A 25,121-nucleotide genomic window follows, 5' to 3' on the forward strand; every position below is an offset into this window, starting at 1 on the left:
CGATGGCGTCAGGCAATGGTTCAGCATTCGACAACAGGCGGGGGCTAAGGTGAGCGAGCAAGATCAACACGCGGCCAGTGCGACGGCGCCAGAAGCCTATGATGTCGTGGTGTCGGGCATCGGCATGGTCGGTGCGGTTCTAGCCGTACTGCTGGGACGCGCCGGCTGGTCGGTAGCGATGGTCGACCCACGCCCTGGCCCTCTTGACCGGCAGAGGCTGCCGCTGGCGTCGCCTGCCCCTCGGGTAAGCGCCTTGACGCCTGTATCCCAGCGGCTGCTTCAGGGGATTGGTGCGTGGACGGATATTACATCACGGCGCGTAACGCCCTACACCGGCATGCAGGTGTGGGATGCCGAGGGCTCCGGCGAGATTCGTTTTCGCGCCGACCAGGCCGGGGTTTCGGTACTGGGCCACATCGTCGAGAACGACCTGGTGCTGGCCTCACTGGAAGCTTGCCTGGACGCGCTGCCGCAGATCAGGCGCTTTTATGGCCAGCGAATCGTCAGTCTGGCCGGTAGTGATGATATGCGTGAGGTGGGCCTGGAGGATGGCAGAACGCTGTCGGCGCCACTGGTGGTTGGTGCGGATGGGGCGCGATCACCACTACGCGAGTTGGCGGGGATCGAGGTCAGCCAACATGACACAGGGCATCAGGCAGTGGTCACCACCGTCAGGATCGAGCGTCAGCATGGCGCGGTAGCGCGCCAGGCGTTTCTGCCCAGCGGACCCTTGGCCTTTCTGCCGCTGACGGTCGACGGCGACAGCCACTATTGCTCGATCGTCTGGTCGACCTCGCCTGAGCATGCGCAGCAGCTGTGTGAGATGCCGTCCGAGGCGTTGGGACAGGCCATGGGGGCTGCCGTGGATCACTGCCTCGGCGCGGTCGAGGTCCTCGACCAGGCGATCCGTTTTCCGCTGAGCCAGCGTCACGCTGAGCGCTACCACCAGCCAGGCCTGGCGCTGGTCGGTGATGCTGCCCATAGCATTCACCCGTTGGCCGGTCAGGGGGTCAATCTGGGCTTTCTGGATGCGGCAGTGCTGGCCGAGGAGTTGCTGGAGGGCCGCCGCCGAGGCGTGTCTCCGGGCAACATTCGCCTGCTGGCGCGCTACGAGCGCCGCAGGCGCGGTGACAACAGCATGATGCTGGTGATGATGGATGGCTTCAGACGGCTCTTCGGAAGCCGCCACCCCGGTATTACCCTGCTGCGCAACCTGGGCTTGTCTGGCGTCGATCGAGTGTCACTGCTCAAGCGACTGATCATGCAGCAGGCAACCGGGTCGCGCGGGCGCCTGCCGGCGTCGTGTCGCTGATGACAGTCCGCACCGGTCGGCAGGCGTTATTGCCTAGGTGATGGCCCTGGTGAGATGGCCCAGGAGACGGTGGCCAGGATGACCTGGCCACCTGCGTCTTACTGAGGAGTGCGCTGGCTGATGACATTCAGCGCCTTGAGCAGGTTCAGGGCCTCGCCGAGCTGATAGTCTCCAGCCAGTCTGTCGCTCTGGTCGCTCCTGTCACGCTGGCTATCCTCGCCCAGGTGCCCTTGCAGGTCGGCTTCACGAATCCTCAAGCCGCTGCTTTCCGCGACCTCGAGTCGGCCCCGCACGACTTCCACATCGGGCTCGATGCCCTGGGCCTGAATCGAGCGCCCGTTGGGGGTGTAGTAGAGCGCCGTGGTCAGCTTCAGCCCTTCTCCATTGCCGAGGGGCAGGATCTGCTGCACCGATCCCTTGCCGAAGCTCTCGGTGCCCATTACCACGCCGCGACGCTGGTCCTGCAGCGCGCCTGCCACGATCTCGGCGGCGGATGCGCTGCCACCGTTGATCAGGATGACCAGAGGCACGTCGGGCGCCACGGTGCGACGAGTGGCGGAGAAGCTCATGTCGCTGTCGGCCAAGCGCCCTTCGGTATAGACGATCAGGCCTCTGTCGAGGAAGGCGTCGGCCACGTCCACCGCTGATTGCAGTACGCCTCCAGGGTTATTGCGCAGGTCCAGCACGATACCCGACTGGGCGCCCTCGTCCCGCAGCTCGGCCAGGGCATCTTCGACCTGCTCACCGGTGCGCGACTGGAACTGGCTGATGCGCAGATAGCCATATCCGGGCTCCAGCACGTCGCTCTTCACGCTGTCGGTGCGGATGATCTCGCGAGACAGGGTGACTTCCCTTGGGGCTCCGTCGCCGGCACCCACCACGGTGAGGCGGATGTCGGTACCTGGGTCACCGCGCATCATGTCCACGGCTTCCTGCAGCGTCAGGCGGTCTGTCGGGGTGTCATCAATGCGCAGGATGGCATCGCGTGCCTCCAGGCCAGCCCGCTGGGCCGGCGTATCATCGATCGGTGTGATGACCGTGAGCTGGCCGTCGTCGAGCCCGACCTCGATGCCGATGCCGCCGAATTCGCCCTGGGTGGTCTCGCGCAGATTGCGGAAGGCGTCCTCGTCCAGATAACTGGAATGCGGGTCGAGCTCGGATAACATGCCGCGCATGGCATTCTTGAGCAGGGTGGCATCGTCGACTTCCTCGACATAGCCACGCTTGATCCGCTCGAAGACCTCCGAGAAGGCCTGTATTTCGTTGATCGGCAGCGCATCGTCGGCGCTGCTGGTCTGGGCCAGACTGGTGCCGGGCCAGGCCAGTAGGGCGGTGAGGCACCACGCCAGGCCGAGCCCGGTGACGGTCGCAGGGCGCGAGGGGCGATGTGCGGCTCGGTGTTGGAACATGCGGTCTCCGCTCGACGTAGGGGAAAGGTTCAAGCATAGCCCCAGGCAGGTGGTATGGAAATGGCAGGGATCAGCGCCGCGCGATCCAGCCGCTGGGGTCAATCGGGCTGCCGCGTCGGCGGACCTCGAAGTACAGTCCGGGGGCGTCCCGGCCGCCGCTGACGCCAACGCGGCCAAGCACCTGGCCGCGCTCGACCCGGCTGCCGACGCTCGTCTCGAACTGCTGCAGGTGGGCATAGAGCGTCATTACCTGATCGCCGTGATCGATGATCAACAGATTGCCAAAGCCGCGCATCCAGTCGGCAAACACCACGCGCCCGGCATGCACTGCCTCGACAGCGGTGCCCGAGGCTGCCTGGATCAGGATGCCATTGCGGTGGACGCCACGGGACTGGTGAAAACGGCTCAACATCATGCCCTGTACCGGCCATGGCAGATCGCCGCGAGTGCGCTCGATGGCGGTAGACGGGGGCGGTCGCTCCAGCCGGGTCATGGCCTCCTGTACGTCGCGCAGCACGCGTTCGGCGTGGGCCCTGTCCTGGTCGAGCGCTGCCAGGCGCGAGGCTTCGGTGTCATAACGCTGGTCCAGCTCGTTCACCAGGGCCTGGCGTTCCTGGCTCTGGCGGGCCAGGGACTGGCTGCGGGCTTCAACATCGGCCCTGAGCGCTGCAAGGCGCTGTGTGCGCTGCTCAAGCGCGTCCCGGTTCTCGTCCAGGCGTCGGTTGAGCTGTGCCAGCAGATCCAGTCGCTGGTTGCGTGCCTCGGCCAGATGGTTGAGGTAGGCCTGCAGGCGGTCGAGCCGGGCAGGGTCGTCCTGATTCAGCAGCAGCTTCAGCTGTGGTGTGGTTCCCATGCGGTACAGCGCGTCCAATTGGCGAGCCAGGGCGGCCTGCTGCTGTTCGCGTTCCGCCTCCATCAGCTCTCGGCGTCTTTCCAGCTCGGCCATTTCCTGGTCGATATCCCGGCGCTCGGCCTGCAGCTCATCCAGCTGTCGGTGGGTGTCGGCCAGGGCGGTTTCCACCTCACGCAGGTCAGCGCTGGCATCGTCGCGAGCGCTATCGGTGCTGGCCAGGCGCCGATTGGCCTCCTGAATGCGCTCACCGATGGCGTCCAGGGTGGCCTGGGCCTCGCGCTCATCGGGGCTGGCGAAGGCAGCGGGCAAGGAGGCCACCGTCATCCCGGTCAGCGGGGTAGGCAGACCGCCCAGCCACAGGGCGGCGGCAAGCAGAAACGTGCCGCAGCGGCCATGAGGCGTGCTTGCGAGGCCATGACGCCGCCTCGTGGGAGACGGCGTCATGGCTGAGCGTGCAAGGGCGGCGGGTCGGCCTTGACGAAAGGGTACGAAGAAGCGTCTCACGACAGTTCGATCAGCACCTCGCCGGTCATTTCCTCAGGCACGGTTTCGTTCATCATCGTCAGCAGCGTGGGAGCAAGATCGCACAGGCGCCCGCCATCCTTGAGCCGGGCCTCGCGGCTGCCGACATACACCAGTGGCACCGGGAAGGTGGTGTGGGCGGTCTGCGGGTTGCCTGTCTGCGGATGCACCATCTGTTCGGCGTTGCCGTGGTCGGCGGTGATCAGACAGGCACCCCCCGCTCTCTCGATCGCCTCGACCACGCGGCCTACGCACTTGTCCACTGCCTCGATGGCGGCCTTGGCGGCGTTGAAGTCGCCGGTGTGGCCGACCATGTCGCCGTTGGCGTAGTTGCAGATGATCAGGTCATAGCTGCCGCCATCAATGGCCTCGACCAGGGTGTCGGTCAGCTCAAAGGCGCTCATCTCGGGCTTTTCGTCGTAGGTCTTGACGTCCTGGGGGGAAGGAATCAGGGCGCGCTTCTCACCTTCGAATTCCTGCTCGCGGCCGCCGGAGAAGAAAAACGTCACGTGGGCGTACTTTTCGGTCTCGGCGATACGCAGCTGGGTCTTGCCGCGACGCTCCATCACCTCACCCAGGGTGTTGGTCAGGTCTGCGGGCGGGAAGGCCGAGGGAGCGGGAATGTCTGCCGCGTACTGGGTCAGCATGACCAGACCATCGGCGGCCAGCGTCGGCCGTGCTTGACGGTTGAAGCCGTCGAAGTCCTCGAGCACAAAGGCGCGGGTGAGTTCGCGGGCGCGATCGGCGCGGAAATTGAGGAACAGCAGGGCGTCACCATCGTTGACGGTGACGGCCTCGCCGTTGGGCCGCACGCTGGTAGCGGCCACAAACTCGTCGGTTTCACCACGTTCGTAGGCAGCGGCGAGACCCGCTTCGGCACTTTCGGCCTGCTGCTCGCCGTGGCCTTCGGTAATCAGGCGGTAGGCCTTTTCCACTCGCTCCCAGCGGTTGTCACGGTCCATCGCGAAGTAGCGACCGATGATCGACGCCACATAGCCGTTATCTTTGCCCACCAGCTCAGCGAGCTTGGCGTTGGCACGCTCGATCGACGCCTGGGCGCTCTTGGGCGCTGTGTCGCGGCCGTCCAGGAACCCGTGCAGGTAGATGCGGGTGGCGCCGCGGCGGGCGGCCATCTCGGCGATGGCCAGCAGGTGGTCCTCGTGGCTATGTACGCCACCAGGGGAAAGTAGCCCCAACAGATGGACGGCCTTGCCGGCACTGACGGCAGCGTCGATCGGTGCGGTCAGAACGACATTGTGGTCGATCTCACCGTCCTCGATGGCCTTGGTGATGCGGGTAAAGTCTTGATAGACGATACGCCCGGCACCCAGGTTCATATGGCCGACCTCTGAGTTACCCATCTGGCCGTCCGGCAGGCCCACATGGCGCCCGTCGGTATGGATCAGCGTGTGGGGACGCTCCTTCCACAGGCGGTCCATATGAGGAGTGTCGGCGGCGGCAACGGCATTGGACGCGGTATCTTCGTTGTGTCCGTAGCCGTCGAGAATGATCAGCGCCACCGGGCGCGGTGCGGTCGCAGTGTCCGTCATGAGGAATAGCCTCTAGCTCAAGGTGACCTCGCCCGGCATCCTTCTCTGTGGTCATCGCGGTGGATGACGGGGGATGTCCTGGGGTGTCGTGAATTAACGCTGGTGCCTGGCGTTGCGGGAAGCGTGCAGCATGGCATGCCAAACGTCGCTGACGGGCTTATGGAGTAGGCGAACGGGCTCGCGACACGAACTTCCTTGCGGCATCATATCGCACGCTGGCGTCAAGCGTCATTGCCCCGAGGGGGCACTGACCGCGAGGCATCAGCGCTGAGTCGTGTATACTGGCCGCCCCGCGGCGGTCAGGGGAGACGCAGGCTATGCTGGCGTGCTTCCCTGGCGGTGATCGAGCGCTTCGCAGGTGGTGTCTGACCCCGCGCCTTGATCCTGCGCCCCAGGCCTTCACCATCTTTGCATCCGACAAGAGTTAGCCGAGCCCATGATCGATCAGCTGTTCGAATTTGTGCAGAACCATCCGCTGCTGGTGGCGGCCTTCCTGGCCGTGCTGACGGCCTGGCTGCTGTATGAGCTGCGCAATGCCAATGCCGGTGGCGTCACGACCAGTGAGGCCACTCAGATGGTCAACCGCGAGGACGCCGTGATCCTCGACGTGCGCGACAAGAACGACTTCAAGGCAGGGCATATTGCCGGTGCGCGCAATATCCCCCAGAGCAACCTCGACAATCGCCTTAACGAGCTCGACAAGGTCAAGTCATCGCCCATCGTAGTGGTGTGCAAGCATGGCCAGAGCTCTGGCGCCGTAGCGGCCAAGCTGAAAAAAGCCGGTTTCGAGCGTGTGTTCAAGCTCAAGGGTGGCATGACCCAGTGGCAGACCGATAACCTGCCCATCGTCAAGAAATGATCGCCCGCACTGATTTCTGATTACCCGTTTCAAGGATTTTTACCATGGCAGATGACAACAACCAGAACGCCGGTGCCCAGGCCGCCGGTCAGCAGGATCAGGAAAAGCCGCAGGTGCAGTTTTCTCTGCAGCGCATCTACGTGAAGGACATCTCCTTCGAAGCGCCCAACTCCCCAGGCGTCTTTGGCCAGCCGTTCAAGCCGAAGGTCGGACTGGATCTGGATACGCGCAGCGCCAAGGTCAGCGAGGGTCTGTACGAGGTGGTGATCAAGGTGACCGCCCAGGTGACCCACAGCGAGAGTGGCACCACCTGCTTCCTCGCCGAGATCGAGCAGGCTGGCCTGTTCCGCATCACGGGTATCGAAGGCGACCAGCTGGACCACACCCTGGGTGCTTTCTGCCCCAACGTGCTGTTCCCGTATGCTCGCGAGTGTGTTGACAGCCTGGTCAACCGCGGTGGTTTCCCGCCGCTGATGCTGGCGCCGGTCAACTTCGAAGCACTGTACGCCCAGAAGAAGCGTCGCGAAGCCGAGCAGCAAGGTGCGGCTCAGGGCGAACAGGCGCCGACCGCTCACTGATGAGCGATATCGCCTTCCGGGGCCCCCGCATTCACGTCGCCGCCGCGCTTGTCGCTGGCGGCGACGTCGTTCTGCCCGAAGGAGCCGCGCGACATGTGGGGCGCGTACTGCGGCTCAAGCCAGGCGATTCGCTGGTGCTGTTCGATGGCCAAGGCCAGGAGGCTTGCGCCAGCATCGCTGAGGCCGACCGAAAGAAAGTAAGCGTTCACATACGTGAGGTAAGAGACGGTAGGGGCGAGTCGCCCCTGTCGGTTCACCTTGGCCAGGCGATCTCCAAGGGGGATCGCATGGACTACGCCATCCAGAAAGCGGTCGAGCTTGGAGCAGCGGCGATCACGCCGTTGTACACCGAGCACGGTGACGTGCGTCTGAAGGGGGAGCGCGAGGCCAAGAAGCTGGCGCATTGGCAAGCCGTGGCGGTCAGTGCCTGTGAGCAGTGCGGGCGGGCCACGGTGCCCTCGGTACATGAGCCTCAGACACTGGAGCACTGGCTTGGCCAGCGCGATGAGCCGCTGAAACTGGTGCTGCAACCCGGTACGCCTGGGGTCCTCGATCGCGTTGACGCCGTCGACCGCGCCTGTGTGCTGATCGGCCCGGAAGGCGGCCTGTCCCTCACCGAGGTTGAGGCAGCGAGCGCCAAGGGGTTCGCTGCCCTGACCCTGGGGCCACGCATCCTGCGTACCGAAACCGCCCCGGTGGTGGCATTGACCCTGCTTCAATCGAGGTTTGGGGATATGTGAGCGCTTGCTGACTTTTGAGCGAGGTAGTTCAGGTCAGTTGGTAGAGACAGCATCCGGGGGTAGAATTGACGCGTTACGTTTATGCTTCTGGATGAGGTGTTGGTCACCATTGATTCGCTAGATGTGTCGCTTTTCTTCACTTCCCTGCAATGGAATCATCATCGGTAGCTTGCGGTCACAGGAGATAGGTTCCAATGATTTCTGCACAAGAACTCACGGCGCTGATGGCAGATCTGGAAAGTGATCGAATCGAGCGCACTGAAGCCACCAACAAGACCGACAAGTTTTGCCAGGCTGTGTGTGCTTTTGCCAATGACTTGCCAAATCATCGGCAGCCCGGTTACCTCGTGGTAGGTGTCGACAGCAATGGCAAGCCTGTCGGTATCGACGTTACCGAACAACTTCTGGAAAAGCTTGGTGCTCTGCGCTCAGATGGCAACATTCAGCCACTGCCCGTCATTCACGTTGCTAAACTGTCGCTCGACGGTGGAGATGTGGCTGTGGTGGAAGTTCTGCCTTCGGATCTTCCTCCGCTGCGCTACAAGGGACAGGTCTGGATCCGTGTCGGTCCCCGTAAAGCCACCGCCAGTGAGCAGGAAGAGCGCATACTGACCGAGCGGCGAATATCCAAGGCCAGAAGTTACGATGCCAGCCCTGTTGGAGAGGCTGTATTAGAAGATCTGTCAGCCTCTCAGTTCCAGGCCTATCGCCAGGAAGTGGTCGACCCGGACGTTATTGCCGAAAACCATCGATCAGTGGAAGACCAGCTCGCGTCCCTACGTTTTTTTGACAGTCTCCATCGTGTGCCCACCGTCGCGGGTCTTTTGTTATTTGGCAAAAATCCTCGGTTCTTTTTACCCGGTGCCTATATCCAATTTCTGCGTCTTCCTGGAAAAACGTTGACGGACCGGCCTGATGATGAAGCCGAAATTTCAGGTGATTTGCTTGGCATATTGCGAGAAATAGAAGCGAGAATAAAAGCTCATAATCATGTTCGGCCAGAACAAGCTTCAACCTTGCGAGAGGTGAGCGTTTCTGACTACCCAGATATCGCTATTCGAGAAATTCTCCTCAATGCCATCATGCACCGAGATTATCAATCCAACACCCCGGTCAAGCTTTACTGGTTTGTGGATCGGATCGAGATACATAGTCCAGGTGGCCTCTACGGTGAAGTAACTCCTGACACCTTGGAAAGGCGTAGTAGCTATCGCAATCCAGTGCTGGCCGAGGCGATGAAGGCTCTGGGCTACGTCAACCGCTTTGGCTATGGTATCCAGCGCGCTCAAGCCGCAATGGCAAAAAGTGGCAGTCCGACCATTCAGTTTGAAGTGGATGATCGAGCCGTTTTGGCAATCCTGCCGGGGAGAACAACATGAAAACCATCGCCTTTTTTAATAACAAGGGCGGTGTCGGAAAAACCTCCCTAGTGTATCACCTGGCATGGATGTACGCTGACAATGGACTTCGTACTCTGGCAGTTGATATCGACCCTCAGGCCAACCTTAGCGCCATGTTCCTGGACGAAGAGCGCCTGGCCAGTCTGTGGGAGAACAATGGGCAAGCAACGATTTACGAAAGCCTTTTGCCGCTTATCAACCGTACCGGTGATATTGCCGCTCCTCACGTCGAACAGGTGGCTGAAGGACTGGGGCTGGTATGCGGAAACCTGGCGCTTTCACGTTTCGAGGACCTGCTGTCCGAGAACTGGCCCAAGTGTCTTGATGGTCAAGAAGCCGCCTTCCGAATCATCACTGCCTTTCATCGCATCATTGAGCAAGCCGCCCACGCTCATTCCGCTGACCTGGTGTTGATCGACGTAGGGCCGAATCTAGGCGCTATCAATCGCTCAGCATTAATCGCCTCGGAGCAAGTGGTGTTGCCGCTAGCTCCAGACCTGTTCTCCCTCCAGGGTTTACAAAACCTCGGACCAACGCTGCGTGACTGGCGCAAAGGTTGGAGCAAAAGGCTGGGTGAGCTGCCAAGTACGGCCAATATTTCGGTACCTTCCGGCAAGATGGCGCCTGTCGGCTATGTCGTCATGCAGCATGGTGTCAGGGACCGCCGTCCGGTAAAGGCGTATATGCGCTGGATGGAGCGTATTCCCCTTGTCTACCGGCAAGCCGTTCTGGACGAACATTGCGACCCGTTGCCATCGGTGGACAGCGACGCATACTGCCTTGCCAGACTTAAGCACTATCGCAGCCTGATGCCGCTTGCCATGGAAGCCAACAAGCCCATGTTCTTCCTCAAGGCGGCGGATGGTGCCATCGGCGCACATGTCGAAGCCGTTCGCGATTGCTATGGGGACTTCCTCCGGTTGGCGCAGTGCGTGGCCGACCATGCCGAAGTGGAAATGCCCTAGCGTACAGGCGCTCTTTGGACGCCCCAAATCTTCACTAGGTGGTGTCTCGATCGTTACGCCTCACGCCTCCTGCCCCAGCTTGGCCCGGGTGGTGCGGTAGACGCTGTCCAGATGGGCCAGCATGGCGCGCTCGGCGGCGTCGGGGTCGCGACGCTTCAAGGCGTCGAGTATGTGGCAGTGCTCCCGGTAGCTGCGTTCGATGGCGCCGGGTTCGATCATCACCTGGCGACGCACATTGAGGCCGTAGGCGTAGAGTTCCTCGCTGTAGCCGGCGAGGATCTCGTTGCGGGCGTACTCCGAGATCAGCTTGTGAAAGTTCTGGTCCGATAGCTGGAAAGGCACCGGTGAATCGAACATGTCGGCCTGGGCGTGCAGCAGGCGCTCAAGGCGCATGAGGCCATCGTCGTCGATATTCATGGCGGCCTTGCGGGCAATCGCTGCCTCCACCACGATACGGCTTTCAAACACGCTGTCGACATCATGACGGTTGACGGCATGCCCCTCATCGAACCCGTGCTGGCGCCGATAGGCCTCCAGGTCCCGGTCGGTGGCACACACTCGCGTCTTGGCGCCGTGGGAGACGCTGATCAGGCCATAGCCGCTGACCAGCGACATGGCGCCGCGCACGGTTTCACGGCTGACCCCGAACAGCTGCGCCAGGTCTCGCTCACTTGGCATCACATCGCCGTCTCGCAGCAGGCCATCCAGGATCATGCCCACCAGCTTGTCCGCCAGGATGTCTTTTTTTGTCTTGTTCTTCAGGGTCTTCTCGAAGGCAAAGGCCGAGCTTTCCATGGCGTGGTCCCTCTCAGGCGTCGACGTCGTCCGGCAACCTCCAGCGCGGTATCCGCCGTCGGCTCTGTCGTTCGTTTCGGTAGTGGATGGTGCCGCGATGGCATGGCTGTCGTCGGGCTGGCGCGGGTCTCGCGCTTTCCACGGCTTTCTGGTCTGCATGTTAGACCAGATCAATCTTGACGGAAACGTATCTCTTGTTCGTGGCGACTATCTGCTAGACAAAGGTCTAGTTTTACGCCAAAGCAGTTGACTGGTCTGGAACGTCACGCCTAGATTTCGTTTCAACTGGTCTGGTAATCCAACCACTAGACCAGATGGCAGCGGAGCCTCGCCATGGCGGGGGCCAGCAGGCGACTCCAGCGGCCATGACCGGCACTCCCAATAACAATCATATCGACATAACAACGATACCAACGCTCAGGAGCATCCCATGAACAAGTGCACGCTCGCTCTCTCCGCTCTGACGCTGGCCCTGGCGTCCACCGTTGCCCAGGCTGACAAGATCGTCTTCGCCATCGGTGGCGCGCCCGGCAGCTTGCAAGGCCAGACCTCCCAGTACTTCGCCGACGCGCTGCAGGAGCGCCTGGGCGACGCCCATCAGGTGGAGTACTACCACAGTGGTCAGATCGGCGATGAACGCCAACTGATCCAGAAGCTGCGTCTTGGTACCGTCGACCTGGCCGCCATCTCATCGATCATGTCGTCGGTGGCGCCGAGCTTCGCGCTGTTCGATCTGCCGTTTCTGGTCAAGGATCGCCAGCACCTGGTGGCCGTGGATCAAGACATCGTCATGACCGACCTGGCCGAGGATGCTCGTGAGCAGGGGCTTGAGATCGTGTCGACCTGGGAGAACGGGTTTCGCCAGATCACCAACAATGAGCGTCCGGTCAATGTGCCGGAGGACCTGGATGGCCTGAAGCTGCGTACCCCCCAGAGCGAGTGGCGTACACGCATGTTCGAGACCTGGGGGGCCAATCCCACGCCGATGGCCTTCTCCGAGGTATTCGTGGCGCTGCAGACCGGCGTCGTCGATGGTCAGGAGAACCCGCTGTCCAATATCGACGGCGCCAAGTTCCAGGAAGTACAGGACTATCTGTCGCTGTCCAACCACGTCTATTCGCCGATCTGGCTGACCGCCGGCAAGGGCGGCTGGGAAAAACTGCCGGAGGACGTGCGCAGCGCCATCCAGGAGGTGGCCGTGGAAACCCAGGGGTGGGCGCTGGCCAAGGGTGAAGCGCTGGACGGCGAGCTGGTGTCGGTGCTGGAGGAGGCCGGCATGCAGGTCAACATGGTCGACCGCGGCGCTTTCGTGGAAGCCAGTACACCGGTCTATGAAGCCTTTGCCAGTCAGGTGGACGGCGGCCAGGCGCTGATCGATCGGGCGCTGGGCCTGGCCGGCGAATAACCGGCCGGGTGCCACCAGGGACGTCGCCATGGCATCCCTGGTGGCTACTGTCCTTTCTCTGTTGTTGCTATACCCGCTGCCCATCTATCCCTGCTGGAGATCGAGACCATGACGCCGCTCGACACGGCACGCCTGTGGCTGGAACGCCTGCTGGAGTGCTTCACCGTCACCTTGCTGCTGACACTGACGACCATCGTGCTGGTCGCCGTGGCACTGCGTACCTTTGGCGGCAATCTGCCCTGGTACGACGAGGTGGCCTCCATCAACCTGGCCTGGTTGAGCTTCTACGGCGCCTGTCTGGCCGCGCTCAAGCGTGCCCACATGGGCTTTCCCGGTCTCGTCGCCAAGGCCAGCCCTGGCCTTCGCAGCAGTCTGTTTGTGCTTTCCGAGATCATCGTTGTCGGCTTCTTTCTGGCGGTGGGCTACTACGGCTACCTGGTGCTGCCGATTCTGGCCTGGGACAGCCTGGTGGCGCTGCCGTCGATCGGGCTGGATGTGACTCAGTCGGTGATTCCGATTAGCGCTGTGCTGTTCATCCTGTGTGAACTGCTGAGCCTACCGGTGGCGTGGAACAAGGTGCGTGCTGGTATCGACAGCGAAGAGGAAGCCATCGAAGAGGCGATCCGCATCGCCGAGCAAGACTTGAAGGAGCACCGCTCATGACGCTTTTGATCGTGATCGCCGCGCTGTTCGCGCTGGTACTGATCAATGTGCCCATCGCGGTGGCCATCGGCACCGTGGGCGTGGTCGGGGTGGCCGTCTTCATGGGCGTCGATTCCCTGGTCAATGTGCCATTGACGCTGTTCAACGGCGCCACCAAGTTTCCGCTGATCGCCATTCCGCTGTTCATCTTTGCCGGCGCCCTGATGAACACCTCCGGCATCTCGCTGCGCCTGATCAACCTGGTCTCCGCCATGGTCGGCTTCGTCCGTGGCGGCCTGGCCATGGTCAACGTCGGGGTGTCGATGTTCTTCGCCGAAATCTCGGGGTCCGCCGTGGCTGACGTGGCGGCCACCGGTTCGGTATTGATTCCCGAGATGAAGCGGCGCAAGTACAACGCCAACTTCTCTGCGGCCATCACCTCATCCTCGGCGTCGCTGGCGATCATCATTCCGCCGTCGCTGTCGATGATCCTGTACGGCGCCATCGCCGACACCTCCATCGTCAAGCTGTTCGTGGCCGGCATCATTCCCGGCATCCTGGGCGGCGTCGGCCTGGCCATGGCCTGCTACTACTACGCGGTGAAGTACGATCTGCCCCGCGAAGAGGCCTTTTCGCTGTCGCGCCTGGGCAAGGCGTTCAAGGAAGCCTTCTGGGCGCTGACCCTGCCGGTGATCATCCTCGGCGGCATCTTCGGCGGCTTTGTCACCGCCACCGAGGGAGCAGGTATCGCGGTGCTGGCCGCGCTGGTCATCGGTGGCCTGGTCTACCGCGAGCTCAATCTCAAGATTCTCTACCGCGCGGTGATCGAAGGCGTGATCCAGACCGCGGTGGTGATGCTGCTGGTGGCGACCTCCGCGGTGCTGGGGCTGTTTCTCACTGAAATGCAGCTGCCCCAGGAGCTGGCGCGCCAGATTACCGCCATTACCAGCGACCCGGTGGCGGTACTGGCGTTGCTCAACATCCTGCTGCTGCTGCTCGGCATGTTCCTGCACGGGGCCGCCGCGATCATTCTGGTGGTGCCCATCGTGATGCCGCTGGTCCAGCAGATCGGCATCGACCCGATTCACTTCGGCCTGATCCTGACGCTCAACCTGGCCATCGGCCAGCAGACGCCGCCGGTGGCCTCGGTGCTGGCGACCTCCTGCTCGATCGCCAAGACCGACATGTGGGAGGTGACCAAGGTCAACCTGCCGATGATCTTCGTGCTGTTCGTGGTGCTGATGCTGGTCACCTACGTGCCGGCGATCCCCATGAGCCTGGTCCATGCCTTCTACGGCTGACGCTTTCGAACTTCCGCCTCACTGGCGCTACAGACAATCGAACAAGGAATAACGACATGACCCAGAAGACTCCCCTGATCGCGCTGACCCTCGGTGACCCTGGCGGTATCGGCCCGGAACTGGTGGCCAAGCTGTTGGCCGAGGGCGAGGCCACCCAAGGCTGCCATACCGTGCTGATTGGCGACCGCTGGCTATGGCAGGAAGGCCAGCGCGTGGCTGGGGTGAACCTCGAACTTCCCGAGGTGGAGAGCTTCAAGGAGGCCCGCGATCAAAGTGGTCCGGTATTTCTTGAGATGGACACGGTGTCGCCTGAGCAGACCGCCTACGCCGAGGCCAACGCCGCGGGTGGCGCCTCGGTGCTGGCGGTGCTGAGCCGCTGCATCGAGGCCCACAAGGCCGGCGAGGTCGACGGTATCTGCTTTGCGCCGCTCAACAAGTACGCCATGAAGCTCGGCGGCCTGGGCCACGAGGACGAGCTGCACTGGTTCGTCGAGAAGCTGGGTGTGACCACCTTCTTCAGTGAGTTCAATACCCTGGGAACGCTTTGGACCTCGCGTATCTCGTCCCATGTGCCACTCAAGGACGCCCACACCTACATCACCGAGGAACGTATCGTCGCCGCGGCCACCCTGATTCACGACACCCTGAAAAAGGCCGGCTTCGACGCGCCCAGGGTCGCGGTGGCGGGCTTCAATCCCCACGCCGGCGAAGGCGGCACCTGTGGACGTGAAGAGATCGACATCATCGCCCCGGCGGTGGAGGCATGCGTCGCCAAGGGCTACCCCATCGTGGGGCCTTTCCCTGCTGACACGGTGTTTCTCAAGGCCCGTGATGGCGAGCTGGACGCGGTAGTCACCATGTACCACGACCAGGGCCAGATCGCGATCAAGATGCTGGGCTTCGATCGTGGCGTGACCATCCTCGGTGGCCTGCCGGTGCCGGTAGGGTCGCCGGCCCATGGCACCGCCTTCGATATCGCGGGCCAGGGCAAGGCCAACCTGACCCCGACTCGTAACGCCTTCAACCTGGTCAAGGCCATGTGCCTCAACTGATCGACGGCTTCTCTATTTACCAGCCCTTTTAACCAGCCCTATGAACCAGCCCTTTTAACCAGCCCCGGCCATCGGCCTTGGCGGCAACTCTTGCCGATAGCGGTGATGGCGATACGAGCATCGGCAGCTTGGGCGGCATGACAAGAATGCGACAGGAACCGACATGAAGATCACAAACGTACGTACCCGAGTCTTTGAGTGGAACGGTCATACGGTGGCGCCCCAGGCGCACTTCTGCTCCAACGCCATGGACGAGCTGTGGGACAAGGGCGACTCCATGGGGACCTTCCGTTTCCACGGCTGGACCACGGTAGAGGTCGAGACCGACGCTGGCCTCGTTGGCCTCGGCAATGTGGCCCTGGCACCGCGCATCGCCAAGGCGATCATCGATCAATATCTGGCGCCGCTGGTGATTGGCCAGGACCCCTTCGACTACGAGTACCTGTGGCAGCGCATGTATCGCTCGACCCATGCCTGGGGTCGTCGTGGTATCGGTATGGCGGCGATTTCCGGCGTCGATATCGCCATCTGGGACCTGATGGGCAAGGCGGTCGGCAAGCCGGTGTTCAAGCTGCTCGGAGGACGCACCAAGGAGAAGATTCCCTGTTACGCCTCCAAGCTCTATCGCACTGACCTCAATGAGATGCAGCGTGAGGCCCAGTCCTATCTGGACCAGGGCTTCAAGGCCATGAAGATGCGCTTTGGCTATGGCCCGAAGGACGGCCCGGAAGGCGTTCGCGAAAACCTCAAGAGCGTCGCAGCGGTGCGCGAGGTCATCGGCGACGACATCGATCTGATGCTCGAGTGCTATATGGGCTGGAACCTGGAGTACGCCAAGCGCATCCTGCCCAAGCTCGAGCGCTTCGAGCCGCGCTGGCTCGAGGAGCCGGTGCTGGCAGATGACATCGACGGCTACGCCGAACTCAATGCATTGACCAGCATTCCGATCTCCGGTGGCGAGCATGAGTTCAACCACTACGGTTTCCGCCAGTTGCTGGAGAAGCGCGCCGTATCGGTGGTGCAGTACGACACCAACCGGGTCGGTGGCATCACCGCCGCGCGCAAGATCAACGCCATCGCCGAGTCGTTCAGCGTGCCGGTCATCCCCCATGCCGGCCAGATGCACAACTACCATCTGACCATGTCGACATTGGCGTCTCCGATGTCAGAGTTTTTCCCGGTGCATGACGTCGAAATCGGCAATGAACTGTTCTATTACCTGTTCAAGGGGGATCCCGAACCGGTCAATGGCTTCCTCGATCTGGATGACGACCTGCCTGGTCTGGGGCTCGAGCTCAACGAACAGTACTTCGACCAGTTCACCATCATCGAGTGAGACGACCATGCGTGTGATCCAGTACGAAGAGCAGGGTCGCCTGCGCGCTGCGCTGGTCGATAGCCCTGAGCGGGTCATCCCCATCGATATCGATGGTGGGGTCTATGCCCTGGCCTTGCAGGCCATCGCCACGGGGACGTCTCTCGCCCGCGTGATCGAGGCACGCCTGGAGACGGGCAGCGTCGACTACCAGGCACTGGTCGACGAAGGACGCTTGCGGCCGCCGCTGACCCATCCGGACCCGGCCCACTGTCTGGTGACCGGTACCGGCCTGACCCACCTGGGCAGCGCCGATACCCGCAGCGCCATGCATGCCAAGATCGAGGGTGCCAGCGAAGCCGAGCTGACCGATTCCATGCGCATGTTCCAGATGGGGGTCGAAGGCGGCAAGCCTGGCCCGGGTGAGAGCGGCGCCCAGCCCGAGTGGTTCTACAAGGGGGACGGGCGCTGGGTAGTGGCCCCGGAGGCTACGCTGACGTCGCCGGCCTTTGCCGAGGACGCCGGTGAGGAGCCGGAGCTGGTCGGGCTGTACGTCAACGGTCCCGACGGGCGCCCCTACCGGGTCGGCTTCGCCATCGGCAACGAGTTCTCCGACCATGTCACCGAGCGCCACAACTACCTGTGGCTGGCCCATTCCAAGCTGCGTCAGTGCAGCTTCGGGCCGGAGCTGCATATCGGTGAGCTGCCCGAGCATCTGGAAGGGGTGAGCCGTATCACCCGTGCCGGCGAGGTGCGCTGGGAGAAGTCGTTTCTCACCGGCGAGGCCAATATGTCCCACAGCATCGCCAACCTGGAGCGCCACCACTTCAAGTACACAGGCTTTCGCGCCCCCGGGGATGTGCACGTGCATTTCTTCGGTACCGCCACCCTGAGCTTCGCCGACGGCATCCAGGTGGCACCGGGGGATCGTTACGAGATCGAGTTGCCGGCCTTTGGCCGTCCATTACGTAATCCGCTGGCTCAGGAGGAGGCAGCCCCCGAGGCCGAGACCCGGCCCACTGCACTGTAAACGCCGACGCGCGTAGCGCAGATCACCGCCGCGCCTGGATGACGTGGCGGTGTCTATCACCTCCTCGAGGATACGATAATGATAACGTCCCTGAACGCCTTTGCTCCGACCCTTCGTTTTACCGCGCTCGCCGCCCTGGCCGGAGGCTGTGTCCTTGGCGCGGCCTCGGTGTCTGCCGCGACGCTGACCTTCGCCCACACCCACCCGGTGCAGGATGCCCAGCACAAGGCCGCCGAGCGCTTCGCCGAACTGGTCAATGAGGGCAGCGATGGCGAGCTGGAAGTGCGTGTCTTTCCCAGTGGCCAGCTTGGCAGCGACACCGCCCTGGTCAGTGGGGTACGCAGCGGCAGCGTCGATATCGCACTGACCGGCAATCCCTACTACACCGGCCTGGTGGGCGAACTCAACGTGCTCGATCTGCCGTTCCTGTTTGACGACTACGACCATGCCTACCGGGTGCTGGACGGCGACGTCGGTCAGTCGCTGCTGGACAAGCTCGGCGAGCACGACATGACCGGACTGGCGTTCTGGGAGATCGGCTTTCGCAACCTGACCAACTCCCGCCGGGCGGTGGAAACCGCCGCCGACATCGAGGGGCTGAAGCTGCGCACCACGCCGAATCCGGCCCATATCGCGGCCTTCCAGGCGCTTGGGGCCAACCCTACGCCGATGCCTTTCACCGAGCTTTTCACGTCATTGGAGACCCGCACCGTGGACGGTCAGGAGAACCCGGTCAGCCTGATCCGCTCGGCCAACTTCTACGAGGTGCAGGACCACCTGTCGCTGACGGCCCACGCCTACACCGCAGCCCCGCTGGTGATGAACAAGGCCAAGTTCGAAGGACTGCCCGAGGACCAGCGTCGTCTGTTGGTGGAGGCCGCCCGGGAAGCCGCCAGTTACGAGCGTGCCCTGTTGGCGGATGGCATGGCCGACGACCTGGCCTTCCTCAAGGAGCAGGGCATGCAGGTGGTCGAATCCCCGGATCGAGATTCCATGCGCGAGGCGGTGGCGGATTCGGTGCGCTCGACCTTCGCCGACGAGTACGGCAGCGAACTGATCGATGCCATCGTCGCCGCCAAGGCCGAGTAGCCCAGGGCGCCCCAGCAGGAGGAGTGGTCATGCAGCTTGACGTAGCGCGCCGGCGCTTTCTGGAAAGCGGTGAGGATCGCGATCTGCCGATCGTCGATGCGCACCTGCATTTCTGGGACCCGACCCAAAATTACCATCCCTGGCTGTGTGACGAGCCGCTGATCCCGTTTCGCTACGGCGATTACCGGGCCATTCGGTGTCCCTTTCTGCCACAGGAGTACCGGCGCCTGGCCGGCGTTCACCGAGTGCTGGGGTGCGTCTACATGGAGGCCGAGTGGGCGCCGGACCAGGCCGTGGGTGAGGCGGCCTGGATCCAGCGCCTGCATCAGGCGACAGGCTGGCCCAATGCCATGCTGGCCCAAGCCTGGCTGGACCGTGACGATATCGAGGAGCAGCTGGCGGCGCTGTCCGACTATCCGCTGGTCAAGGGGGTGCGCCACAAGCCGACCAGCATGCGACGGCAAGACTATCGGCCGGGTCATGGCCTGGCCGGTTCGCTGGAATGCTCGCGCTATCAGACCGGCGTGGCGGCCCTGGCGCGGCGGGGCTGGATCTTCGAGCTGCAGGTGCTCTGGTGGCATTTGGGCGAGCTTGTGACACTGCTCGAGCGCCACCCCGACATGCCGGTGGTGATCAACCATGCCGGTGTTCCGGGAGATCGCGATCCCGCGACCCTGGCAGGCTGGCGCGCCGCCATGCACAAGGTCGCCGTCTATCCCCAGGTCATGCTCAAGCTCTCGGGCATTGGCCTTGCGGACCAGCCCTGGCGGCTCGCCGACAATCGTGAACTGCTGCATACCGCCATCGAGCTGTTCGGCCCCGAGCGCTGCATGTTCGCCAGCAACTTCCCGGTGGACAGCCTCGTTGTCGATCTCGCCGAGCTGTTCGACGCCTTCAAGGCGGTGAGTGCGGGCTATACCCGTGAGCAGCGCCTAGCGATGTTCTGCGATAACGCCGTGCGCTGCTATGGCTTGAGCGACTCCCGCCTGGCGCTCACCTCTGATGATCACCCCTGACGATCAACCCTGACGACTACACCTGCCGCTGGCCCTGGCATCAACCCTGGCATCAACCCTGGCATCAACCCTGGTATCAACCCTGGTATCAAACCCAGGGCGGCGAATGACCCCCCCTAACGAATAACGAAAAAGGTAGCCCCATCATGATATCCGCAAAGCACATTCTGCTCGCTTCAGCGCTGGTCGCCGGCCTCGGTCTTGGCGGTACCAGTCAGGCCGCGGTCACCGCGCGCATGGGCACCAGCCTGCCCGATACCCACCCCCAGACCCTCGGGGCAAAACGCTTCGCCGAGCTGGTCGAGGAGAAGACCGATGGCGAGGTCAAGGTTCAGGTCTTCAGCAACGGCATTCTCGGCAACGACGTCAACATGACCTCGATGCTGCAGGCGGGCACCCTGGCCTTCACCGCACCGTCTACCGCCACCCTGGCCAGCCTAAACCCCCATTTCAGCATCGTCAGCCTGCCGTTCCAGTTCGACGACAGCGAACATGCCGACGCTGTGCTCGACGGCCCCGCCGGGCGTGATCTGCTGGCGAGCCTCGCCGACAAGGGCCTGGTGGGCTACGAGTTCTGGGAAAACGGCTTCCGCCATATCACCAACAGCCGCCGGGCGGTTGAGGCCGCCGACGATGTGGAGGGCCTGAAGATCCGCACCATGCAGAACGAGCTGTACATCGACATGTTCAATGGCCTGGGCGCCAACGCCGTGCCGATGCCGGTGAATGAGCTGTTCACCGCGCTGGAGACGCGCACCGTCGACGGCCAGGAAAACCCCTATAGCGTGATCGAGTCCAAGCGCTTCTTCGAGGTGCAGCAGTACCTGTCCCAGACCGCCCATGCCTACGACGCCCAGGTGTTGATCGGCTCGGCCAGCTTCCTCGACGGCCTGACCGACGACCAGCGCGAGGCCATCGCCGAGGCAGCGCGGGAGGCCACTCTGTATCAGCGTCAGGCCAGCCGCGAGCTGAATGACCGGCTGTTGGCAGAGCTGTCCGACAAGATGACCGTCAACGCGGTGCCGCTGGAGCAGCGTCGCGCCATGGGCGAGCGCCTGGCGCCAGTGATCGAAGCCCATCGTGACGCTCTGGCTGCCGACTTCGTGGCTGACTTCGACAAGGCCCTGGCCGAGGCCCGTTAACAGGCGCCAACGCCAGGTAGGTATCTCCGGGGCGGAGTGTCCGCCCCGACTGCAAGGAGGTCGACGCCATGTCGCCATCCTCTCCGTCCTCCGTGAAACACGATCCGCCCGCCCACGGCGCAGCGGCGTCGCTGATGCGACTGTCACGGGTTACCGAGCGTCTGCTCAATGCCCTGATGGTGCTGGCGCTGGTGGCCATGATCGCGCTGGTATTCACCAACGTGGTGCTGCGTTATGGCTTCAACAGCGGCATCTCCATGAGCGTCGAGCTGTCGCGCTTCCTGTTCGTCTGGGTGACCTTCCTGGGCACCGTGGTCTGCCTGATGCGCCACGAGCATCTGAGTGTGACCACCTTCAGCGACCGCCTGCCGGCGCCGTTGCAGGCCGTGCTGGCTCGCCTGGTAACTCTGGTCATGCTGGGCTGCTGCCTGATGCTGCTCAAGGGTAGCTACGCCCAGACCCTGCTCAACTGGAGCAACGTCTCGCCGATCAGCGGTATCCCGGTGGGGGTGTTCTATCTGGCGGGGCTGGTGGCGGGGGGGCTGATGTCGGTGATCCTGCTGTTTCGGCTGGTAGCGCCGGCCTCGTTGAGCCGCCCGGCTGTCTCTGGGGAGGAATTGCCATGACCATCGGTCTGTTTCTGACGTCACTGCTGGCGTCCATCGGTCTCAGCCTGCCGATCGCCTTCGCACTGCTGGTCAGTGCGGTGGTGCTGATGCTCCACCTGGGGCTGTTCGACTCCCAGATTCTGGCCCAGAACCTGGTCAACGGCGCCGACAGCTATACCCTGCTGGCGATTCCGTTCTTCCTGGTGGCGGGCGAGGTGATGTCCCGGGGTGGCCTGTCCAAGCGCATCGTGGTGCTGGCGATGAGCCTGGTCGGCCATCGCAAGGGCGGGCTCGGCTTTGTGGCCATCTTTGCCGCTATCGTCATGGCCAGCCTGTCCGGTTCGGCGGTGGCTGATACCGCGGCGCTGGCCAGCATGCTGCTGCCGATGATGCGCGAGGCGGGCTACCCGCTGGGGCGTTCGTCGGGGCTGATGGCGGCCGGGGGCATCATCGCGCCGATCATTCCCCCGTCGATTCCGCTGATCATCATCGGCGTGGCGGGCAGCATCTCCATCACCAAGCTGTTTCTGGCAGGTATCGTGCCGGGGCTGATCATGGGCGTCACCCTGGTGGTGATGTGGCTGTTCATGACCCGCAAGGAAGACCTGGTGGTGGCCGAGAAGGCGTCCGGCAAGGCGCGCCTCAAGGCATTGCGCCAGAGCTTCTGGGCGATGATGCTGCCGGTGATCATCATCGGGGGCATCAAGACCGGCATCTTCACCCCGACCGAGGCCGGAGTGGTGGCGGCGGTCTACGCCATTGTCGTGTCGACCTTGATCTACCGTGAGCTGAATCTGTCCGAGCTGTACCAGGTGCTGGTCCAGGCGGCGCGTTCCACCGCCGTGGTGATGTTCCTGATCGCCGCTGCCAGCGTGGCCTCATGGCTGATCAGCATCGCCCAGCTACCGATGCTGGTGGCGGACCTGCTGGCACCCCTGGCCGACAACCCGCGGCTGCTGATGCTGGCGATCATGGCCATCGTGCTGATCGTTGGCATGGTCATGGACCTGACGCCGACCATTCTGGTGCTGACACCGATCCTGATGCCCATCGTCAAGATCGCCGGCATCGATCCGGTCTACTTCGGCATCATGTTTGTACTGAACTGTGCCATCGGGCTTATCACGCCGCCTGTCGGCAACGTGCTCAACGTCATCACCAGCGTGGGCCAGCTCAAGTTCGAGAAAGCGGTGGCGGGCGTCATGCCCTTCGCCCTGGCCTATGTGGTGATCCTGTTGCTGTTCGTGGCCTTCCCGCAGATCATCACCGCCCCGCTCTACTGGCTCGCAGGATAAGGAAACATCATGGCAACTCAGGACCTGATCGACGCCCACCATCACTTCTGGGCGCTGGATGGCAGCGTGCATTACCCCTGGCTCGAGGACGAGATCAATCCCCACTTCTTCCTCGGCGACTATCAGGCCTTTCGCCGACCCTTCCAGGCGCCGGACATCAAGGCGCTGGTGCCGAAAGGTTATCGCCTGGTCGGCACGGTGCACTGCGAGGCCGAGGCCGAGCGCAGCGATCCCGCCCGGGAAACCGCCTGGTTGACCGAGCATGCCGAGCGCCACGGGCTGCCGGTGGCGCTGGTGGGCTGGGCCGACTTCGCCAGCGCCGATTGCGAGGCGCAGCTCGAGGCGCAGATGGCCTCGCCGCTGTTTCGTGGCGTGCGCGCCAAGCCGGTGACCGCGGCGCGGCCTGACCAGGTGGGCGAGATCGTCGGCCAGCCTGGCTCGCTCAGAGATCCTGGCTGGACCCGGGGGCTGCGCTTGCTGGAGGAGCGGTCGCTGTCCTGGGATCTGCGTGTGCCTGCCTGGCATCTGGAAGAGGCCGCCGAGGCGCTGGAAGCGACGCCCGCACTCGAGGTGATCCTCAACCATACCGGTCTGCCCTGGGACCGCTCCCCTGAAGGGCTTGCCCAGTGGCGGCGGGGCATGCACCGGTTGGCCGACAACCCGCGGGTTACGGTCAAGCTGTCGGAGCTGGGTAGTCCCATGGCGGCCTGGGATGAACAGGCTAATATCGCCATTCTGGCCGAGGCCATCGACATCTTCGGGCCCGAGCGCTGCATCTTTGCCAGCAATTTCCCGGTGACCGGGCTCAATGCCAGCTACGCCACCTGGTTGGCCATGGTGGAGCGGGCCATCGCCCAGGCCGCGCCCCAGGCTCGCCAGCGGATTCTCCACGACAACGCGGTGCGCTGTTACCGCCTTGATGCCTGAACGTGATGCCTGAAGGGGAGCATTCTCCGCTATCGTAAGGAAGTATGCTTTTTCGCCTACCCTGCAAAGGGTACTTCTGCCCGATGATGAAGGAGTCGCGCCATGGCAAGACGTCCTGCCGGAATGTCGTCCGCTCAGTGGGGAACCCCCCTTGGCTATTGGTGGATGGGCATGCAAATGACCCAGATGATGGTCGAAGCGCAGTGGGTCATGGGCATGCGCTTGCTGGGTATGCGAGGTCTGTGGGCGGTGGCGCCCAACGAGGATGTGCGCATGGTCACGGAGAAGATGACGGCGTTCACCCAGTCGGCCCTGGCCGCACAGCGGGCCGTGATGAAAGGCCACAGCCCTGATCAGGTATGGACCGCAGCCATCCGGCCGCTGGGACGCAAGACGTCGGCCAACAGCCGTCGCCTGGGGCGCCGGGGCCCCCGCTGGCCGAACTGAAGGGCGTCATTGCTGACGTTGCCTGATCGTAGGGTCTGCCGCGGGCGGTATCATGTGCCCGCGGTAGTCGCCATAATAGGCGCTGCACACTTTTGCGGAACCCTTCCCCATGTCCGATTCCCGCCATCGCGGGGCGCCGCCGCGCTCCAGCAATAGCCGTTCTTCCTCCTCACGGACCCGTCAGGGCCATGGCGCGCCGAAGGTGATGGTGGGTGAGGTGGCCGACCTGCGTGTGGTGCAGGTCACCGACTTCGGTGCCTTTCTCGATTGGGGGCACGAGCGTGACCTGCTGTTGCCCCGCAGCGAACAGCGCCTGACGCCCGCGGTCGGGCGCCGTGTGCTGGTCAAGGTCAGCGAGGATCACAGCGGTCGTCCAGTGGCCTCTCAGCGGCTTGAGCGCTACCTCAGCGATCATAGCGACGAGCACCGCACCGGTGACCAGGTGGTGCTGATCATTGCCGATACCACCGAGCTCGGGGTCAAGGCGGTGGTCGATCACCGCTGCTGGGGTCTTCTGTACCATGATGAGATCAGCCGCCCGCTGCGTCGCGGCCAGCGCTTGACGGGCTACATCAAGCGCGTGCGCGAGGATGGACGGCTGGATCTGTCGTTGCTGCCTCCCGGCGAGGCCCGCCTGGACGTGGTGGGGGAGCAGGTACTGAAGGCGTTGCGAGATGCCGGGGGATATCTTCCCCTGTCCGACAAGAGCCAGGCTGCAGAGATCAAGGCACGCCTGGGCGTCAGCAAGAATGCCTACAAGCAGGCGATCGGCAGGCTCTACAAGCGCCGACTGATCGTCATCGAGGACAGCGGCGTGCGCCTGGCGCCCAGGGAATCGGGCTCGGTTGCCGACAGTGACTGACCTTGGT

At 63.2% G+C, this 25,121-nt stretch carries 24 protein-coding genes; 20 read left to right on the plus strand and 4 right to left on the minus strand.

Annotated features, from left to right (window positions below; genetic code table 11):
• Window positions 1–124 precede the first annotated feature (124 nt).
• Entirely contained in the window at window positions 125–1,312 is a 1,188-nt protein-coding gene (locus tag KUV45_RS01960; RefSeq protein ID WP_374107011.1) for a UbiH/UbiF/VisC/COQ6 family ubiquinone biosynthesis hydroxylase, read from the plus strand.
• Window positions 1,313–1,410: 98 nt separating this feature from the next.
• Here KUV45_RS01960 and KUV45_RS01965 read toward each other — a convergent pair whose 3' ends face one another.
• From KUV45_RS01965 to gpmI, 3 genes are all read right to left on the minus strand, one after another.
• On the minus strand, window positions 1,411–2,721 hold the full coding sequence (locus tag KUV45_RS01965; RefSeq protein WP_206942130.1) for a S41 family peptidase: 1,311 nt from the start codon (window positions 2,719–2,721) through the stop codon (window positions 1,411–1,413).
• Between the two features lie 70 nt (window positions 2,722–2,791).
• The gene (locus KUV45_RS01970; protein WP_308126690.1) at window positions 2,792–4,018 is read right to left on the minus strand and encodes a peptidoglycan DD-metalloendopeptidase family protein; all 1,227 of its coding nucleotides are present in this window, start codon (window positions 4,016–4,018) and stop codon (window positions 2,792–2,794) included.
• A 56-nt stretch (window positions 4,019–4,074) separates the two neighbouring features.
• Window positions 4,075–5,646, minus strand: a complete 1,572-nt coding sequence (gpmI, locus tag KUV45_RS01975; RefSeq protein ID WP_206942131.1) for a 2,3-bisphosphoglycerate-independent phosphoglycerate mutase — start codon at window positions 5,644–5,646, stop codon at window positions 4,075–4,077.
• A gap of 436 nt (window positions 5,647–6,082) precedes the next feature.
• Between gpmI and KUV45_RS01980 the strand changes: the two genes are divergently transcribed.
• The 5 genes from KUV45_RS01980 (at window position 6,083) to KUV45_RS02000 (ending at window position 10,188) form a co-directional block, all read left to right on the plus strand.
• Entirely contained in the window at window positions 6,083–6,505 is a 423-nt protein-coding gene (locus KUV45_RS01980) for a rhodanese-like domain-containing protein (protein WP_206942132.1), read from the plus strand.
• A gap of 44 nt (window positions 6,506–6,549) precedes the next feature.
• Window positions 6,550–7,083 (plus strand): protein-export chaperone SecB, encoded by a 534-nt coding sequence (secB, locus tag KUV45_RS01985; protein WP_206942134.1) that lies wholly within the window; start codon window positions 6,550–6,552, stop codon window positions 7,081–7,083.
• Window positions 7,083–7,823, plus strand: coding sequence for a 16S rRNA (uracil(1498)-N(3))-methyltransferase (locus KUV45_RS01990; RefSeq protein ID WP_222162252.1), 741 nt, complete (start codon window positions 7,083–7,085; stop codon window positions 7,821–7,823). Before secB ends, KUV45_RS01990 begins: the two co-directional genes overlap by 1 nt.
• Window positions 7,824–8,017: 194 nt before the next feature.
• Window positions 8,018–9,202 carry an ATP-binding protein gene (locus KUV45_RS01995; RefSeq protein WP_222162251.1) on the plus strand — a complete coding sequence of 395 codons (1,185 nt, stop codon included), beginning with the start codon at window positions 8,018–8,020 and terminating at the stop codon, window positions 9,200–9,202.
• Complete coding sequence (locus KUV45_RS02000) at window positions 9,199–10,188, plus strand: ParA family protein (RefSeq protein WP_222162250.1); 990 nt, start codon at window positions 9,199–9,201, stop codon at window positions 10,186–10,188. The genes KUV45_RS01995 and KUV45_RS02000 overlap by 4 nt, the downstream gene beginning before the upstream one ends.
• Before the next feature lie 60 nt (window positions 10,189–10,248).
• Here the strand turns inward: KUV45_RS02000 and KUV45_RS02005 are convergent, their stop codons facing one another.
• On the minus strand, window positions 10,249–10,983 hold the full coding sequence (locus tag KUV45_RS02005; RefSeq protein ID WP_222162249.1) for a FadR/GntR family transcriptional regulator: 735 nt from the start codon (window positions 10,981–10,983) through the stop codon (window positions 10,249–10,251).
• A 430-nt stretch (window positions 10,984–11,413) separates the two neighbouring features.
• Here KUV45_RS02005 and KUV45_RS02010 point away from each other — a divergent pair, with 430 nt between their 5' ends.
• The 14 genes from KUV45_RS02010 to KUV45_RS02075 all read left to right on the plus strand — a co-directional run bounded on the left by KUV45_RS02010 (window position 11,414) and on the right by KUV45_RS02075 (window position 25,114).
• Window positions 11,414–12,388 carry a TRAP transporter substrate-binding protein gene (locus KUV45_RS02010; protein WP_222162248.1) on the plus strand — a complete coding sequence of 325 codons (975 nt, stop codon included), beginning with the start codon at window positions 11,414–11,416 and terminating at the stop codon, window positions 12,386–12,388.
• A 108-nt stretch (window positions 12,389–12,496) separates the two neighbouring features.
• Window positions 12,497–13,051 (plus strand): TRAP transporter small permease, encoded by a 555-nt coding sequence (locus tag KUV45_RS02015; protein ID WP_222162247.1) that lies wholly within the window; start codon window positions 12,497–12,499, stop codon window positions 13,049–13,051.
• Complete coding sequence (locus KUV45_RS02020) at window positions 13,048–14,331, plus strand: TRAP transporter large permease (RefSeq protein WP_222162246.1); 1,284 nt, start codon at window positions 13,048–13,050, stop codon at window positions 14,329–14,331. The genes KUV45_RS02015 and KUV45_RS02020 overlap by 4 nt, the downstream gene beginning before the upstream one ends.
• Before the next feature lie 56 nt (window positions 14,332–14,387).
• The gene (locus KUV45_RS02025; RefSeq protein ID WP_222162245.1) at window positions 14,388–15,383 is read left to right on the plus strand and encodes a 4-hydroxythreonine-4-phosphate dehydrogenase PdxA; all 996 of its coding nucleotides are present in this window, start codon (window positions 14,388–14,390) and stop codon (window positions 15,381–15,383) included.
• A 163-nt stretch (window positions 15,384–15,546) separates the two neighbouring features.
• Entirely contained in the window at window positions 15,547–16,719 is a 1,173-nt protein-coding gene (locus KUV45_RS02030; protein WP_222162244.1) for an L-rhamnonate dehydratase, read from the plus strand.
• 7 nt (window positions 16,720–16,726) lie between these two features.
• Window positions 16,727–17,728 (plus strand): AraD1 family protein, encoded by a 1,002-nt coding sequence (gene araD1 / locus KUV45_RS02035; RefSeq protein ID WP_222162243.1) that lies wholly within the window; start codon window positions 16,727–16,729, stop codon window positions 17,726–17,728.
• 78 nt (window positions 17,729–17,806) lie between these two features.
• A complete protein-coding gene (locus tag KUV45_RS02040; RefSeq protein WP_222162242.1) occupies window positions 17,807–18,817 on the plus strand; it encodes a TRAP transporter substrate-binding protein in 1,011 nt (336 codons plus the stop codon).
• Window positions 18,818–18,846: 29 nt separating this feature from the next.
• Window positions 18,847–19,833, plus strand: coding sequence for an amidohydrolase (locus KUV45_RS02045; protein ID WP_222162241.1), 987 nt, complete (start codon window positions 18,847–18,849; stop codon window positions 19,831–19,833).
• A gap of 146 nt (window positions 19,834–19,979) precedes the next feature.
• Complete coding sequence (locus KUV45_RS02050) at window positions 19,980–20,975, plus strand: TRAP transporter substrate-binding protein (protein WP_222162240.1); 996 nt, start codon at window positions 19,980–19,982, stop codon at window positions 20,973–20,975.
• A 68-nt stretch (window positions 20,976–21,043) separates the two neighbouring features.
• Window positions 21,044–21,601: a TRAP transporter small permease gene (locus KUV45_RS02055; protein ID WP_222162239.1), complete on the plus strand. Its 558-nt coding sequence runs from the start codon at window positions 21,044–21,046 to the stop codon at window positions 21,599–21,601.
• Window positions 21,598–22,878, plus strand: coding sequence for a TRAP transporter large permease subunit (locus KUV45_RS02060; RefSeq protein ID WP_222162238.1), 1,281 nt, complete (start codon window positions 21,598–21,600; stop codon window positions 22,876–22,878). The genes KUV45_RS02055 and KUV45_RS02060 overlap by 4 nt, the downstream gene beginning before the upstream one ends.
• A gap of 9 nt (window positions 22,879–22,887) precedes the next feature.
• Window positions 22,888–23,805, plus strand: coding sequence for an amidohydrolase (locus tag KUV45_RS02065; RefSeq protein ID WP_222162237.1), 918 nt, complete (start codon window positions 22,888–22,890; stop codon window positions 23,803–23,805).
• 102 nt (window positions 23,806–23,907) lie between these two features.
• The gene (locus KUV45_RS02070; protein WP_222162236.1) at window positions 23,908–24,252 is read left to right on the plus strand and encodes a hypothetical protein; all 345 of its coding nucleotides are present in this window, start codon (window positions 23,908–23,910) and stop codon (window positions 24,250–24,252) included.
• A gap of 109 nt (window positions 24,253–24,361) precedes the next feature.
• Window positions 24,362–25,114, plus strand: coding sequence for a S1-like domain-containing RNA-binding protein (locus tag KUV45_RS02075; protein ID WP_206942151.1), 753 nt, complete (start codon window positions 24,362–24,364; stop codon window positions 25,112–25,114).
• Window positions 25,115–25,121 lie beyond the last annotated feature (7 nt).

This window comes from Halomonas sp. DP3Y7-2, from assembly GCF_019800795.1.
Classification (GTDB): Bacteria; Pseudomonadota; Gammaproteobacteria; order Pseudomonadales; family Halomonadaceae; genus Halomonas; species Halomonas litopenaei_A.